At 38.9% G+C, this 16,268-nt stretch carries 16 protein-coding genes; 15 read left to right on the top strand and 1 reads right to left on the bottom strand.

The window, feature by feature from the left end:
- From atpC to MKY70_RS27470, 3 genes are all read left to right on the top strand, one after another.
- On the top strand, positions 1-402 hold the full coding sequence (atpC, locus tag MKY70_RS27480) for a F0F1 ATP synthase subunit epsilon (RefSeq protein ID WP_002016279.1): 402 nt from the start codon (positions 1-3) through the stop codon (positions 400-402).
- Between the two features lie 331 nt (positions 403-733).
- Positions 734-1,519 (top strand): DUF975 family protein, encoded by a 786-nt coding sequence (locus MKY70_RS27475; RefSeq protein ID WP_002016277.1) that lies wholly within the window; start codon positions 734-736, stop codon positions 1,517-1,519.
- A 44-nt stretch (positions 1,520-1,563) separates the two neighbouring features.
- Complete coding sequence (locus tag MKY70_RS27470; protein WP_002143866.1) at positions 1,564-2,217, top strand: DUF975 family protein; 654 nt, start codon at positions 1,564-1,566, stop codon at positions 2,215-2,217.
- Positions 2,218-2,233: 16 nt separating this feature from the next.
- Here MKY70_RS27470 and MKY70_RS27465 read toward each other — a convergent pair whose 3' ends face one another.
- Positions 2,234-4,963, bottom strand: coding sequence for a putative bifunctional diguanylate cyclase/phosphodiesterase (locus MKY70_RS27465; protein ID WP_341026220.1), 2,730 nt, complete (start codon positions 4,961-4,963; stop codon positions 2,234-2,236).
- A gap of 307 nt (positions 4,964-5,270) precedes the next feature.
- Here MKY70_RS27465 and nuoA point away from each other — a divergent pair, with 307 nt between their 5' ends.
- The 12 genes from nuoA to MKY70_RS27405 all read left to right on the top strand — a co-directional run bounded on the left by nuoA (position 5,271) and on the right by MKY70_RS27405 (position 16,235).
- Positions 5,271-5,639 (top strand): NADH-quinone oxidoreductase subunit NuoA, encoded by a 369-nt coding sequence (gene nuoA / locus MKY70_RS27460; protein ID WP_000179270.1) that lies wholly within the window; start codon positions 5,271-5,273, stop codon positions 5,637-5,639.
- A complete protein-coding gene (gene nuoB, locus MKY70_RS27455; protein ID WP_002089729.1) occupies positions 5,630-6,148 on the top strand; it encodes an NADH-quinone oxidoreductase subunit NuoB in 519 nt (172 codons plus the stop codon). The genes nuoA and nuoB overlap by 10 nt, the downstream gene beginning before the upstream one ends.
- Positions 6,145-7,500, top strand: coding sequence for an NADH-quinone oxidoreductase subunit C (locus MKY70_RS27450; protein ID WP_341026218.1), 1,356 nt, complete (start codon positions 6,145-6,147; stop codon positions 7,498-7,500). Before nuoB ends, MKY70_RS27450 begins: the two co-directional genes overlap by 4 nt.
- A 3-nt stretch (positions 7,501-7,503) precedes the next feature.
- Positions 7,504-8,604, top strand: coding sequence for an NADH-quinone oxidoreductase subunit NuoD (gene nuoD, locus MKY70_RS27445; RefSeq protein WP_063219445.1), 1,101 nt, complete (start codon positions 7,504-7,506; stop codon positions 8,602-8,604).
- Positions 8,604-9,605 (top strand): NADH-quinone oxidoreductase subunit NuoH, encoded by a 1,002-nt coding sequence (nuoH, locus tag MKY70_RS27440; protein WP_002068471.1) that lies wholly within the window; start codon positions 8,604-8,606, stop codon positions 9,603-9,605. Before nuoD ends, nuoH begins: the two co-directional genes overlap by 1 nt.
- 25 nt (positions 9,606-9,630) lie before the next feature.
- Positions 9,631-10,050 (top strand): NADH-quinone oxidoreductase subunit NuoI, encoded by a 420-nt coding sequence (gene nuoI / locus MKY70_RS27435; RefSeq protein ID WP_002016193.1) that lies wholly within the window; start codon positions 9,631-9,633, stop codon positions 10,048-10,050.
- Positions 10,047-10,571, top strand: coding sequence for an NADH-quinone oxidoreductase subunit J (locus tag MKY70_RS27430; protein WP_001012819.1), 525 nt, complete (start codon positions 10,047-10,049; stop codon positions 10,569-10,571). The genes nuoI and MKY70_RS27430 overlap by 4 nt, the downstream gene beginning before the upstream one ends.
- Entirely contained in the window at positions 10,564-10,878 is a 315-nt protein-coding gene (gene nuoK, locus MKY70_RS27425; RefSeq protein WP_000100081.1) for an NADH-quinone oxidoreductase subunit NuoK, read from the top strand. Before MKY70_RS27430 ends, nuoK begins: the two co-directional genes overlap by 8 nt.
- A 29-nt stretch (positions 10,879-10,907) precedes the next feature.
- Positions 10,908-12,770, top strand: coding sequence for an NADH-quinone oxidoreductase subunit L (nuoL, locus tag MKY70_RS27420; RefSeq protein ID WP_088031726.1), 1,863 nt, complete (start codon positions 10,908-10,910; stop codon positions 12,768-12,770).
- The gene (locus tag MKY70_RS27415; RefSeq protein WP_078184881.1) at positions 12,767-14,269 is read left to right on the top strand and encodes an NADH-quinone oxidoreductase subunit M; all 1,503 of its coding nucleotides are present in this window, start codon (positions 12,767-12,769) and stop codon (positions 14,267-14,269) included. The genes nuoL and MKY70_RS27415 overlap by 4 nt, the downstream gene beginning before the upstream one ends.
- A 7-nt stretch (positions 14,270-14,276) precedes the next feature.
- Positions 14,277-15,791, top strand: a complete 1,515-nt coding sequence (gene nuoN / locus MKY70_RS27410) for an NADH-quinone oxidoreductase subunit NuoN (RefSeq protein WP_085313028.1) — start codon at positions 14,277-14,279, stop codon at positions 15,789-15,791.
- Positions 15,792-15,998: 207 nt separating this feature from the next.
- The gene (locus MKY70_RS27405) at positions 15,999-16,235 is read left to right on the top strand and encodes a DUF1146 family protein (RefSeq protein ID WP_002016201.1); all 237 of its coding nucleotides are present in this window, start codon (positions 15,999-16,001) and stop codon (positions 16,233-16,235) included.
- The last annotated feature ends 33 nt before the right edge of the window (positions 16,236-16,268 follow it).

The raw sequence follows: 16,268 nt of genomic DNA, 5'->3' as shown, positions 1-16,268 counted from the left end.
ATGAAGACATTTCCAGTCAGTATTGTAACTCCTGATGGACCGGTTTACGAAAAAGAAGTAGAAATGGTAAGCGTAAAAGCAGAGAGTGGGGAAATGGGGATCTTACCAGGTCACATTCCAACTGTTGCACCGTTAAAAATTAGTGCAGTTCGTCTGAAAAATGGTGGGCACACTGATTATGTAGCAGTAAGCGGTGGCTTTATCGAAGTTCGTCCAGATAAAGTAACTGTATTATCATCATCTGCTGAAGAAGCAAACCATATCGATATCCATCGTGCAAATGAATCGAAACGTCGCGCTGAGCAACGTATGCAAGATAAACAAGCACATGTTGACTTTAGACGTGCAGAAATGGCCTTGCAGCGTGCTGTGAACCGTTTAAACGTTTCTGATATGAAGTAAAAAAATCCGTAAGGGCTCTGACCCTTACGGATTTTTTGTTATGGATATAAATTAAAAGAGGAAAAAAACGCCTCTTTTTTAGGTAGGAGAGAGCATCCAACCATGCATAGAAGCGGTCAGAGCCTTTTTCTGCCCGATGCCAAGTGAAAATCGAGAAATAAAAAGAACTGCAGGTTATCTTTTTGTTATGCATAGCTGTGTTTTATTTAAATGTCGAAACTGAAACTCAATTTATTAGATAGAATGAACTGACAAAATTGGTATAATTATATTGTTGTTTGTATAAGTAGAGAATATATAACAATTTATATTTCATAAAGGAGATGAACAAATGATCGGTGAAATGAAACGAGAAGCATTGTACTCTTTAAAAGGAAAATGGGGACTAGGTGTTGGATCAACAATTTTACATATTATTTTAAGTTATGTTGTTTCAATGGCTGCAATGCTTATACTTTTAATTCCAGGAATTATTATATTTTTCTTAGTTGTTGGTTTAGCGGGTTCAATTGAAGAGGAAGCAATATCAGTCGGTGCAGGTATTACATTTGGAATTTTTTATTGCATAATGATCATTTTGAGTAATGCATCTTATGGTATTACATCATACGGTTATACGAATGTGTTGCTACAAATTAGTAAACGAGAAGATGCTAGAGTAGATTATTTATTTGAAGGATTTCGTGGCTTTAAAAGAATGATGAAAACAATGTGGGCTATGCTTGCGATTTTGTTATATACAGGTACGTGGATTCCGATGTTGTTACTAGGTGTATTCGCATTTTTTGGTGAGGAAGGGAATGTATCATTAACGATTGCTTTCTTTGTACTATTAGCTATTTCGATTGTTGTAATGATTGTGATGTATTTTTCTTATGCGATGACGTATTATGTTATGGTTGAAAATCCAGATTATAGCGTTTCACAGGCGATGAAAGAAAGTAAGAACTTTATGAAGGGGCATAAACTAGATTTATTTCTTTTATGGCTTAGCTTCATAGGATGGGCTATTTTAGCAATTCTTACTCTTGGAATAGGATTTCTTTGGCTTAGTCCATATGTAGGTACAACGACAGCGCACTTTTATCGCTATATTGCAAAAGGTGAATTGCAGTAGGGACGTGCTATACTAATAGAATTGTTACGTATTGGAGGCTAATTATGATTAGTGATTTAAAAGGAGAAGCGCTAGATTCACTGGAAGGGAAATGGGGATTAGGTGTAGGGGCTACATTACTTATTTGGATTCTTACGTCAGCTTTTAGTGTTAGTATTAAATTTATTTTTTCGCAAGTATGGAACTGGGGAGAATGGAATAGTTCGCTTTCGATAGAGATTATTACAATTTTTATAGTGGGTCCATTAACGCTAGGTGGCTATTGTTTAGCGCTACATATAATTCGGGAAAAAGAAGTTCGTATTGGGCATCTATTCAGCTGGTTTACAGAAGGTACAAAGTTTCTAAAGTCATTTTTAGTATATATACTAGTAAATGTTTATATTTTTTTATGGTTCTTGCTTTTTATTATTCCAGGCATTATTAAATCATTTTCTTATGCGATGACGTATTATGTTTTAAATGATCATCCTGAGTACTCATTGAACCAAGCTATTACAGAAAGCCGTCATATGATGGCTGGACATAAAATGGAGTATTTCATTTTATGTTTAAGTTTTATTGGTTGGTTTATATTAAGCGTGATTACATTAGGAATTGGATTCTTATGGTTAACTCCATATTTTTATACAACAAAAGCAGCTTTTTATGAAGAGATTGCAGAAGAATATTATGAGAAAAAAATTCCAACAATATAAAAACACCCAGTGTGAGCTATTGGTTCATACTGGGTGTTTTTTGTAGAAATTTTATAAACTGTTTACTTGTTAGAGGTTTACTGAAATAGTAACCTTGCATGTATTTACAGTTGTTTTTTTGAAGAAACTTAAGCTGTTTTTCTGTTTCAATTCCTTCAGCAACGACAGAGAGATTTAAAGTATTTGCAAGGGAAAGGATAGTGGAAACGATGGCTCTTTCTTCAGGCCGATGATCGGCTAGTTGTGTAAATTCTTTTGGTACTTTTAATGTATCGATAGGGAAAATTGATAAATAAGCAAGAGAAGAGTAGCCGGTACCGAAGTCATCAATGGACGTTTGAATACCATATTCTTTTAATTGCTTTAGTCTCGATAATGTTTCTTTTTCATCAATCATCGCAATTCGTTCTGTTAGTTCAAGTGTTACATCTTTCGGGTCAATTTTAACGTCCTTTAGTATTTGTGAAATATTTTCGATTAATTGATTTTGTTGAAATTCTTTCGCTGATAAATTGACACTCATTTTTAAGTTTGTGTATCCAAAACTTTGCCATATTTTTAGTTGACGACAAGACTCTCGTAGCACCCAATGCCCAAGTGGGATGACCTGCGGAGTCTCTTCCACAATTGGAATGAACTCACATGGTGAAATGTCACCTAATAGTGGATGTTTCCAACGGATTAAAGCTTCGGCACCGATGATTTTATTCGTTGTAATGTCAACTTGTGGTTGATAGACGAGAAAGAATTCTTTATTTACTAAAGCAAGTGGTAAATCTTTTTCAATTCGAGCTTTTCGCTCCATTTTTTTATATAACTCTTTCGTATAAAGTGAGCTACCATTCTTTCCTTTATTTTTGGTTTCGTACATGGCCATATCAGCATGTTGTAAAATAGATAACGGATCTTCGCCTGCTTCTGGGTATATTGCAATCCCGATACTTGGCGAGATTTGTAAATGTTGATTTTCAATTTCGAATGGCTCATTCATAGATAGTACAATCATATCAGCTATTTTTTGTACATCTCTATCTTCTTTATAATCTTCTATAAGAATTGTGAACTCATCCCCAGCTAACCGAGCAAGTTTCATATTTGACGTCGATATTCGTTCTAGTCTTTTTGCTACAGCAATTAAAAGAAGATCTCCTACCCGGTGACCGAGAGTATCGTTAATAACTTTAAAACGGTCTAAATCGAGAAACATAACAGCAAAAGGTCTTTTCGATAGTTTTGCTCGTGCAATTGCTTTTTCTAACTGCTGATGAAATGAACGGCGATTTGCAAGTTCGGTTAAAGTATCGTGATATGCTAGGAAATTAATTTGTTCTTGTTGCTGCTTGCTTTCTGTAATATCTTTAATCATTAAATAGGCCCCAGAAATATGTTCCTTTAAAAAGATGGGAACAGCTGTAACGTGCAAGTAGTAAATATCCCTATTTTTATGATATGCCCGTATTTCTAAAGAAATAGATTTCCCTTTTTTAACGTGACGAAAGGCATTAATGATTTCTTCCAAATCTTCTTTATACATAAGTGAATAGTATGGTTGGTTTAATAATTCATTCGTTTGATAACCGAGTAAAGTAGTTCCAGCGTTGTTCACATTGAGAAAATTACCGTACAAATCTAATGTGAAAATTGGATCTGGATGATGCTCGTATAAAGATTTAAACATTTGTTGGTTATGATATAACTCATTTTTTTGTTCTACTAAATCTTCTGTACGTAGTTCGATTTGTTTCTCGAGTTCTAAGCTGAATTGCATTTGTGCTAGCAATAATATTTTATTTTGTCTTCGAACTAACATATGGCGTATGAGAACGAAGGCGAAAGTTACTATAAGTCCAATTACTACGATAGGTGCAAAAACATTTTCGACCAATATAAAAACGATTAGCATCACGACAGAAATATACGGTAATGATAATCGGATTGATTCACCGAGTTGAGGTGTTAGTAATACTTGTTCTTGTTTTTCAGGCTCTTTTGTGTGAAGTATGCAAGCGATTGCTACCAATAATAAGGTTACTTGATAGAATGGAGCAACTGTGAACATAGAGTGCTCAGGCTGGAAGTATTTTATATAAGCATAAATAGCATCCGTAGTAGCATACAAAATTAAAGCACTGCCAAGAAGAGCGCCAACTTGTTTTGGTAGTAAGAATAATGGTCTGAATAAAAGGTTGATTCCTATTAAAAGAAAGAGTAAATCAGCCATTGGATACGTGAGTTGAACAAACATGCCGATATATGATGTTGTAAAAATATGAATGGTTCTTTCAATAAGCAAATAGTAGCTTAAAGTAAATTGAGCTGTAACAATAATACAAATATCGCATATCGTAAAAAGCTGTTCCAATAAGTCTCGACCATAAATAATTTCATATAGAAAGGCAAATGCAAAGCTAATTAAAAATAATAAGTAAAAAAAGTCTGATGGATCAACGAATGTATAGTAGTCATGCAGAATTAAGCGTTGATAAGCAACTACTATATCGCCGATGAAATAAGAGAAGGATCCGATAGTTAATATTATCCAAAACAAACGAGATAACCCTTGTTTTATATTTGAAAAATAAAATATAAAACTGCAAATTGTAATATCAATTAATATGGTACTTATTCCAGTTAACATTTGAAATGGGAGTGCGTACTCATATAGAAAGGACATTGATACGTAATGAATAGCTATATACAACAATGAAATGCTTATAAGAATACTTACATGTGTTTGTTTTTTCATTTATATCACCCACTGTATATACATAAGAACCACCTTTTTTTAGTTTATGTTTTTTAAGATTGCTTGAAAAACATATAGGATTTCTATATTTATTTTACACATTTATAAGGAGTTGTAAAAATAGATTTGCTCAGCAAGTATTAATTGTTGTTTCTGTTCCCGATATATCGACATAGGAATTTGAAGTTTGCTATAATGAATTAAATAGTTGCATTATTTAGAAAAATTTAAAAATAATAAATAATGCAAGTAAGACATATTGTTTACTATGTGAACTTGTTCTTAATTCAGGGGGGAGGGTTTCACAATGGCAAGTGTATATGAAAATAGTTATATGATCGTTTTGATTTTCTTGCTATTAGGTATATTGTTGCCGGTAGTGGCTCTTACATTAGGGAAAATGCTGCGTCCAAATAAACCAAGTGCAGCGAAAGCGACGACGTATGAGAGTGGAATTGAGCCTTTTCATGATGCCAATATTCGGTTTCATGCTCGTTATTATATTTTCGCTTTATTGTTCGTCATCTTTGATGTAGAAACTTTATTTTTATACCCATGGGCTGTTGCATATGACAAGCTTGGTTTATTTGCACTGATTGAAATGCTCATTTTTGTTGTGATGTTGCTAGTTGGATTAGCGTATGCTTGGAAAAAGAAGGTGTTACAATGGTTATAAATTTTGAGGAATTACACCCACAGGAGCGAGCGGAATTAGAAAGAAATATCTTTTTTTCTACATTGGAACAGTTGAAGGGATGGGCGCGGAGCAATTCTTTATGGCCGATGACATTTGGACTAGCATGCTGTGCGATTGAAATGATGGGAGTAGGTTCATCACATTACGATTTAGATCGATTTGGGTCATTTTTTCGGACTTCACCAAGACAATCGGATGTCATGATTGTGTCAGGAACGGTAACGAAGAAAATGGCGCCTATTGTTCGGCGCTTATATGATCAAATGCCTGAACCAAAGTGGGTAATTGCGATGGGATCTTGTGCAACAGCCGGTGGTCCGTATGTGAATTCGTATGCTGTTGTGAAAGGTGTAGATCAAATTGTACCAGTTGATGTGTATATTCCTGGATGCCCTCCAAATCCTGCTGCTTTAATTTATGGAATTAATAAATTAAAAGAAAAAATTCGTTACGAGGCGAGGACCGGGAAGCAGGTGACGAATAAATGAGTGATCCAAATAAAGACTTAGAAAGTATGAAAAGAGAAGCAGCCCGTCATGCGAAAGAGGAAGCGCGAAAACGTCTTGCTGCGAAACATGGGGCGGAAATGTCTAAACTTGAAGGAGAACATCGAGAAAAAGAGAAAGCGCTACCAAAAGATAAGGGGATTAATGTAGAAGAAGCAAAGGCGAAAGCCGCAGCAGCTGCAAAGGCAAAAGCAGCGGTATTAGCGAAGCAAAAGCGAGAAGGATCAGAAGAAGTAACGGATGAAGAAAAAGCCAAAGCGAAGGCGAAAGCCGCAGCAGCTGCAAAAGCAAAAGCAGCGGTATTAGCGAAGCAAAAGCGAGAAGGATCAGAAGAAGTAACGGACGAGGAAAAAGTTAAAGCAAAGGCGAAAGCCGCAGCAGCTGCAAAAGCAAAAGCAGCGGCATTAGCGAAGCAAAAGCGAGAAGGATCAGAAGAAGTAACGGACGAAGAAAAAGCCAAAGCGAAGGCAAAGGCCGCAGCAGCCGCAAAAGCAAAAGCAGCGGTATTAGCGAAACAGAAGCGAGAAGGATCAGAAGAAGTAACGGACGAAGAAAAAGCCAAAGCAAAGGCGAAAGCTGCAGCAGCTGCAAAGGCAAAAGCAGCGGTATTAGCGAAGCAGAAGCGAGAAGGATCAGAAGAAGTAACGGACGAAGAAAAAGCCAAAGCGAAGGCCGTAGCAGCTGCAAAAGCAAAAGCAGCTGCGTTAGCGAAGCAGAAAGCCTCACAAGGTGAGGGGGATTCTGGAGATGAGAAAGCAAAGGCAATTGCAGCCGCAAAAGCGAAAGCCGCTGCTGCGGCAAGGGCAAAGGGATCTGTAAATAAGATAGAAGACGAACCGCAGCAGGAAGAAACATCAGTTAACCAACCATATTTAAATCGCTATGTGGAGGTTGTTAAGGAGAGGGTAGGAGAATATGCATTAGTAGATTCCTATATTAATAAGCTTTCAAAAGATGTTCCAACTCTTGTGGCGGAGCCTTCGAAATATTATGAAGTGATGGAATTAATGCGATTCCATGAGGGGCTTGCTTTTGATTATATGTCAGAGCTACATGCGACAGATTTTGTGACACATATGGAAGTATACGTTCATTTATTTTCATATGGAAAGAAACAGTCGGTAGCAGTGAAGGTAAAGCTGGATAGGGAAGCGCCGCAAGTAAAATCGGTGACGCCGCTTTGGAAAGGGGCAGATTGGCCGGAGCGTGAAGCGTATGATTTGCTCGGTATTGTATTTGAAGGTCATCCTAATTTATCTCGCATTTTAATGCCGGATGATTGGGTGGGGTATCCGCTTAGGAAGGATTATGAACCGTATGATGTGGAGGTGTAGCTTGTGATCCGTACGGAAGAGATGCTCTTAAATGTAGGGCCGCAGCATCCGAGTACACATGGTGTGTTTCGGCTTGTAATTAAGATTGACGGGGAAATTATTAAAGAGGCTACACCGGTTATCGGATATTTGCATCGCGGAACAGAAAAGATAGCTGAGAGCTTGCAATATACACAAATTATCCCGTATACAGATCGAATGGACTATTTATCAGCAATGACGAATAATTACGTCCTTTGCCACGCTGTAGAGACGATGATGGATCTTGAGATTCCAGAGCGTGCTGAATATTTACGGGTGCTTGCGATGGAGCTTGGGAGAGTTGCGAGCCATCTCGTCTGGTGGGGAACGAATCTGCTTGATATAGGAGCGGTTAGTCCATTTTTATATGCCTTTCGTGAACGAGAGATGATTATAAATTTATTAAGTGAATTGTGCGGTGCAAGGCTTACTTTCAACTATATGAGAGTCGGCGGCGTGAAGTGGGATGCGCCAGACGGCTGGATTGAAAAGGTGAAAGAGTTTGTTCCGTATATGAGAGAGCAATTGGCAGGTTACCACGACCTCGTTAGCGGAAATGAAATTTTCTTAAATCGTGTGAGGGGCGTTGGCGTATATAGCGCGGAAGAGGCGATCTCGTATTCTTTAAGCGGCGCAAATTTGCGGTGCACGGGAGTCCGCTTTGATCTTCGCAAAGATGAGCCGTATTCTATTTATGATCGTTTTGACTTTGATGTTCCTGTCGGGATCTCTGGAGATGCTTGGGATCGCTACGTTTGCCGGATGGAGGAAATTGAGGAGTCATTGAAAATTATTGAGCAAGCAGCCGAGCAGTTCCCGAAAGACGGCGCTGTGCTGGCGAAAGTGCCGAAAATTATTAAAGCACCTAAGGGAGAAGCGTTCGTCCGTATAGAGTCACCGCGGGGAGAGATTGGCTGTTATATTGCTAGTGATGGAAAGAAAGAGCCGTACCGCTTGAAATTTCGCAGACCGTCTTTTTATAATTTGCAAATCTTACCGAAGTTATTGAAAGGTGAAAACATCGCCAATTTAATTACGATTTTAGGTGGGGTTGATATTGTACTTGGGGAGGTTGACGGCTAATGATTGAGACGCTCTTACAATCACCTTCAAGCTGGACGAATTTCTTCATTTTTTTCGGATTAGCGGTGCTTCTATTATTTGCAGTCCTTGGCTTCGTTACATACGGTATTTTGGCAGAACGGAAAGTGATGGGATTTATGCAAGGGCGGATTGGACCAAACCAAGTTGGGGGCCGGTTCGGTTTACTCCAAACGGTAGCTGATGTTTTGAAACTATTATTAAAAGAAGATAGCATTCCGAAAGCTGCTGATAAACCGTTGTTTATATTAGCACCCGTTATTGCATTCGCACCAGCATTTATGGTGCTTGCGGTTATCCCGTTTACTGATAAATTTCAGTTCGCGGATATTGGCGTAGGATTGCTGTATTACATTGCTGTTTCTGGGATTACGACGATCGGAGTTGTAACTGGGGGATGGGCATCAAATAATAAATATTCCCTTTTAGGAGGGATGCGCGCAGCAGCGCAAATGATTTCTTATGAGATTCCACTTGTGATGAGTGTAATTGGCGTCGTTTTGTTAGCTGGTAGTCTTAACTTGAATGAAATTGTAGCGGCGCAGGAAAAGGTATGGTACATTTTCGCACAGCCAATCGGTTTCGTCATTTTCTTAATCGCGGCAGTTGCAGAGTTAAATAGGACACCGTTTGATTTACCCGAAGCGGAGTCAGAACTTGTTTCAGGATACCATACGGAATACTCAGGTTTTCGATGGGCGTTTTTCATGCTTTCAGAGTATGTGTATTTCTTCGGGATGTCATCTTTAATTACAGTACTCTTTTTAGGAGGCTGGAATCCAGTTATGTTCCTTGGGTTTATTCCAGGAGCCGTATGGTTTGCTTTGAAATTCAGCAGTGTGGTCTTTCTATTGATTTGGTTCCGCGTTACGTTCCCGCGCATAAGAGGTGACCAGTTAATGGAGTTTGGTTGGAAAGTATTATTACCAATCGCACTTGCAAATATTTTCTTAACGGCATTGATTAAGGAGCTATTCTTCTAATCTATAAAGGGGGTGCCAGTAAGAGATGAAAGGACTATTTAAAGGGTTAAAATATACGCTTAGTAATTTGAGTAAGAAAAAGGTGACGTATGATTATCCAAATCAACCGTTGCCATTACCAGACCGATTTCGAGGTATTCAAAAGTTTTATCCAGAGAAATGTATTGTTTGTAATCAGTGTTCCAACATTTGTCCGACAGATTGCATTCAATTAACAGGAAAAAAACATCCTGATCCTACGAAAAAAGGGAAAATTATCGACACGTATGATATTAATTTTGAAATTTGTATTCTTTGCGATTTATGTACAGAAGTTTGCCCGACAGAGGCGATTGTAATGACAAATAACTTTGAACTTGCAGAGTATTCACGTGATGATTTATTTAAAAATTTGCAGTGGCTTGACGAGAACGACGAGAACATCAGGAAGGAGAATAAAGCATGAACGGCGAGTTTGTAGCTTTCTTTATATTATCCTTGTCTGCGATTATCGGCGGCGTTCTTATGCTGAATTTAACGAAAGTAATGCATATGATGCTGGCCCTTGTGCTTACGTTCCTTAGCATTGCGGGTTTGTACTTTCTCTTATCAGCCGAATTTATCGGAGTGGCACAAATTTTACTTTACTCTGGTGCAATCACTATTATTATGATTTTTGGCATTATGTTAACGAAACATAACGCGGAAAATGAATCGCGCCTTACTCTTCGAAAATGGATTATCTTCTTTGCGGTTGTAGCATTTGGAGCAGTTATGTATTTCGCTGTTAATAGTATCGATTTTTCAAATCAAAGCACACAAGGAAGTTTACCTCTCCATGAAAATAACACACTTCAAATCGGTACACTTCTCTATTCAAAATATATTATTCCATTCGAATTAACCTCAGTTATTTTACTTGTAGCACTTGTAGGAGCGATTATCCTTGCGAAGAAGGATGAGGGAGAGGAGGATTCCCATGAGTAGCGTTCCGGCTTCTGCATATTTAACACTTGCGATTATTTTGTTTTGCATCGGCTTATTTGGAGCTTTAACAAAGCGAAATACAGTAATTGTACTAGTTTGTATCGAATTGATGTTAAACGCCGCCAATTTAAATCTAGTAGCGTTTAGTAAATTAGGCTTGTTTCCGAATTTAACAGGACAAATTTTTTCGCTGTTTACGATGTCTGTAGCGGCAGCGGAGGCAGCGGTAGGTCTTGCAATTTTGATTGCTTTGTACCGTAATCGCCCGACAGTTCATGTAGATGAGATGGATACGCTCAAAGGATAGCATTGTGACCGAAAAGGGGGAAGGAAACAATGATCGATTATGCATGGCTCATACCGCTTTTCCCGCTTGTTTCGTTTTTGTTACTTATTGTGTTCGGGAAGAAAATTAGAGAGGGAAGTAGTGTACTAGGTATTTTCTTTACCTTTCTCTCCTTTATATCCGCGGTAGTAGTACTAATAGAACGATTTTCATCCGAGGCAGTGAAGCATAAGTGGGTATGGCTTAGGGTAGGAGATATAGATATATCATTTGGTTTTGAAGTTACCGCATTAGGGGCTTTAATGTTGTTTATCGTTACACTTGTGAGTTTTCTTGTACATGTGTACTCAAAAGGTTATATGAAAGGTGACACCAGATTACCAACCTTTTATGCATATTTAGGGCTCTTTACCTTTGCGATGCTTGGGCTAGTTATATCGACGAATTTATTACAGCTTTATATATTTTGGGAGTTAGTCGGCCTTGGTTCGTTTTTACTTATCGGTTTTTATTTCTTTAAAGAAGAAGCGAAGGCTGCTGCGAAAAAGGCTTTTATTATGACACGCATTGGGGATGTTGGGCTATTTATTGGGATGATATTAATTTTTTGGCACGCAGGTAGTTTTGAATATGACGCGATTTTTAAAGCGATTCATACGGGCGACCTCTCTCCTTCTATGATTACAATAACGGCGATATTAATTTTTATCGGTGCGATGGGGAAATCGGGTCAGTTCCCGCTTCATACATGGTTGCCAGATGCAATGGAAGGACCGACGCCTGTTTCGGCGCTTATTCACGCGGCAACGATGGTTGCAGCCGGCGTATATTTAGTAGCGACGATGTTCCCGCTATTTTCAGCAAGTGCGGTAGCGATGCAAACTGTGGCAATCGTTGGGGCTTTCACCGCAATCTTTGCGGCCTCTATCGGTCTAGTGCAAACTGATATTAAGAGGGTTCTTGCTTACTCTACAGTTAGTCAGCTCGGGTATATGATGCTTGCGCTAGGCTCGGCTGGTTATGTAGCTGGTATCTTTCACTTAACGACACACGCCTTTTTTAAAGCGTTATTGTTCCTGGCAGCAGGAAGTGTAATTCATGCAGTCCATACGCAAAACATTAATAAAATGGGCGGTTTACAGAAAAAGATGAAAGTAACCGGTGCACTATTTTTAATAGGCACACTTGCAATTAGTGGTGTTCCCCTGCTTTCCGGATTTTTTAGTAAAGATGAAATTTTAGCGGCGGCTTGGATGAATGGCAATTACTTTCTATTCGTTTTAGCAGTAATTGCGGCATTTCTAACAGCGTTTTATATGTTCCGTCTATACTTTCTTGTTTTTACAGGGGAAACGAAGACGGAGGAAGAGGTGCATGAATCACCTCGCACAATGACGTATCCGATGATTGTCCTTGGTGTTCTTGCGGTAGTGGCAGGCTATATAAATACACCGTGGTTCGGAACGTTTCTTGGGGATTGGCTTACGAAAGATTTAGGATTCAAAGTGCAGGAAGTACATGGACCTGTTTGGATTATGATTGTTGCAACGCTCGTTTCATTTGCGGGAATTGCCCTCGCATATTTCATATATGGCAAGAAATCTATCTCTAGAGATTGGGCCGGCGGAGAAGGGACGTCTCTTTATAACCTTTTGAAAGAAAAATATTATGTGGATGAACTATACAATGCGGCAGTACTTCCTATTACGAAAGGAATCGCTCATGTGCTTCGCTTATTTGAAGTATACGTTGTAGAAGGAATCGCAGTTTTAATTGCTGGACTCGTTAAAGGTATGAGTGGACTAGGATCGCGGCTTCAAAACGGGAATGTACAAGTGTATGGAACTGTAACAGCAGTTTCGCTCGCAGTGCTCCTAATTATTTTGTTATATACGGGAGGGGATTTACGGTGAATGGATTGCTATTAACGTTCTTCATTTTTTCCCCGCTTTTAGGAATTCTCTTGCTTTTATTAACGCCGAAACGAGAATCGCGTACAGTGCAGGCGCTTGGTTTATTCGGAACGGCGCTTCCATTTGGAATTGCTACCGTCCTTGCTTGTACATACGCTTCAGGAAAGAGCTTATCGATATTTGATGAAAAAGTGAAATGGATTAAATTTGGGGATTTTACAGCAGTGGACAAAAGGTGGTTTTCAATTTATTACGAGCTCGGCATTGATGGTTTATCGCTTGTAATGATGGTGCTCACAGCCCTTCTAGCGATGCTTGCAGCTATTGCGGCATTTTCTATTAAAAGAAATTTGAAAGCATTCTACATGCTGTTACTCATGTTAGAAATAGGTATGCTCGGTGTCTTCGCTGCTCAAAATTTAATGTTGTTCTTCATGTTCTTTGAGATTACGTTGCCACCAATGTTTTTATTAATTGGCAAGTGGGGGAAATTGTCGAGTGAAAAGGCTGCATATAGTTATTTAATATATAACGGTATTGGATCAGCTATTTTACTTATCGTTTTCTCGGTTTTATTTGCGAAAACAGGTACAACAAATATTGCGGAGCTTAAAGAAATATTAACGAGTGTAGGCGCTGGGGGAGGAATGGCCGTCTCAAGTAGCGTACAGTTCGGCTTGTTTCTTGCCATAATGATTGCTTTTGCGATTAAACTCCCTGTTTTCCCTTTGCATCGCTGGATGGTCAATGTACACATAGAAGCGCATCCTGCTGTAGTTATGCTTCACGCGGGGGTTTTGCTGAAGATTGGCGCGTACGGTATTGTTCGCTTCGGGAAAGGATTATTCCCAGAATATTTTCGTGATTTTGCAACGCTAATTGCGGTTTTAGGGGTAATTAATTTATTGTATGGGGCCTTTCTAGCACTCATCCAAACGGACTTTAGAAAGGTACTTGCTTACTCTAGTATTTCGCATATGGGCATTGTATTAATGGGGCTGGCGGCGTTAAATGCACCAGGTATACAAGGGGCATTGTTCCAAGTTGTGTCTCACGGTTTAATTGCGGCCTTACTCTTCTTCTTGCTTGGCATTATTGAAGAGCGTTTCGGGACTTCGGATATTACAGCACTTGGTGGACTTGCAAAAAGTGTTCCGGTGCTTAGCGGTTTCTTCTTAGCGGGCGGTATGGCATCGCTTGGAATGCCAGGGATGTCTGGATTTATTAGCGAATTCCTTGCCTTTCTCGGTTTATTCCAAGGGAAACCTGTTATCGCCGCCGTCGGTGTAATTGGAATTATTTTAACCGCTGTATACGTATTAAGAGCGACACTTCAAGTGATATTTGGTAAGAAAGAATGGGAAGCGAAATTTGATATACACGGATGGGAGTACGTTCCTGTTATAGTGCTTATCGTTTGTATTATTGCAATTGGGGTAATGCCAGAACTACTAGGGGATCCACTTCAAACTACATTGAAAACATTGGGGGTGAAGTAGGATGGATATGAACACGTTACTTAGCTTATCATGGCATCTCATGGTACCAGAATTCATTATTCTCGGGGCAGCCATCCTTCTTTCCATATGTGATTTGTTTTTTAAGCTGAACCATAGGTACGTTGCGATTGGTGCAATTGCCGCTGCCTTGTTAGCGATCGTGTCATTAATGACGCTATATAGCGAACCGGCAGGAGATATTTTAAATGGATCGTTTGTACTAGATGGATTTTCAAAAGGATTTAAAACGTTGTTATTAGGCGGAGCAGCTCTCGTTTTATGTATGGCAATAAGCGATGACAAGAAGGAGCCTATTCAAGATAAAGGAGAATATTATTATTTGTTTTTAATGGCGCTTCTTGGAGCGATGTTCATGGCGTCTAGCGTTGATTTCATCACATTGTTCGTTGGTTTAGAGTTGCTTTCGCTTTCTTCCTATATTTTAGTAGGAATCCGAAAAAGAAACCGCGCATCGAATGAGGCTGCAATGAAATATGTCATTAACGGAGGAATTGGAACCGCAATTACACTCTTTGGAATGAGCTATTTATACGGTATTACAGGGTCGACCAACATAGTGGAGATGCAAAAGGCATTTACGCAAGGATTGGCCGGGGGCATTCAGTTATTGTTAGCCCTCGCATTTCTACTTTTGCTCGTTGGACTCTCATTCAAAATTGCAACAGTGCCATTTCATATGTGGGCACCAGATGTGTATGAGGGAGCGGCTACACCTGTCACTGCTTTTCTCGGAACGATTTCTAAAATTGCTGGTTTTCTACTCATTACGCGTTTGTTTCTTATGGTATTTGCAGGTGTGGCAATCCAAGGAGACGCACAATCTTTGTACGGTCGTATGAGTATATACATTGCGGTACTAGCTAGTATTACGATGATTGTTGGGAACGTAGTAGCATTAAAGCAATACAACGTAAAACGTCTATTTGCCTATTCAGGTATCGCGCATGCTGGGTATTTGCTAGTCCCTCTTGTAGCGCTATCGCAGTTTACGATGGATAGTATGTGGTTTTATATGCTTGCATATATGCTTATGAATATAGGAGCATTTGCAATCATCCACGGATTAATCTTACAAAATGATAAGGAAAACATGACGATTTTTACAGGGTTATATAAGCGATCCCCCTTTACAGCTATAGTGATGACGGTCTTTATTTTATCGTTAGCTGGAATACCGGGGACAGCAGGTTTCATCGGAAAAATTAACATTTTTTTAGGGGCACTTCATGTTGAACCTGCTCATTACGTATTAGCTTCTATTATGATGGGGACGACGGTTATTTCATTCATATATTACTTCCAAATATTACAGCAAATGTTTTTCCGCAAGGGAGAGACAGAAGAAAAGCTCCGGTTACCGTTAAATATAAAGATTGTCATGAGTCTTTGCGCAATTTCGATTGTAATACTAGGGATTATGCCGATGATTGGTTACAATTTCTTTTATGAACATTTTCCATTAATGAAGGATTTCTTCTTCTTGGGGAACGTGGTACAATAGTGGAAATAAAAGGTGTAGAGTCCGTACTCTACGCTTTTTATTTTGGAGTAACAGCAAATGAAAACGTCTATAGGTATATGTTTTCCAAGAGAAAATTACGATGTAAGATGCTTATTTGCGTTTGAAAAAGTGTGGCTCCTACTTATTTATGGTATCGTTTTTTACATTTTGCGTAAGTAGTAGCCAAGCAAAAAAGGGGTCGATTTTTTGGCACATCTTTTAGGGCAACAAGCACTGATTGCCATTGTTTCGCATTTATTGTTTATTACCATTACGTGGTGGGCCTTACAAGGTATTCACATTGAGCGCTTAATGAAGTCTGGAAAAGTGATGCAGACGAGAGTATTACTTATCCTAATTACAATTGCAATTGGGACATCTGTAAGTAACTTTTTCCTTGATTATTTAGGCTATTCAAAGAGTTTAACGTATTTAGTAAAGTAAGTGTATAGAACCTCATATCTCCGTTAACAATGG

It is taken from the genome of Bacillus sp. FSL R9-9492 (assembly GCF_038007365.1).
Lineage (GTDB): Bacteria > Bacillota > Bacilli > Bacillales > Bacillaceae_G > Bacillus_A > Bacillus_A mycoides.
Note: the sequence above shows the minus strand (reverse complement) of the source record. Positions and strands in the feature narration are given on the sequence as shown.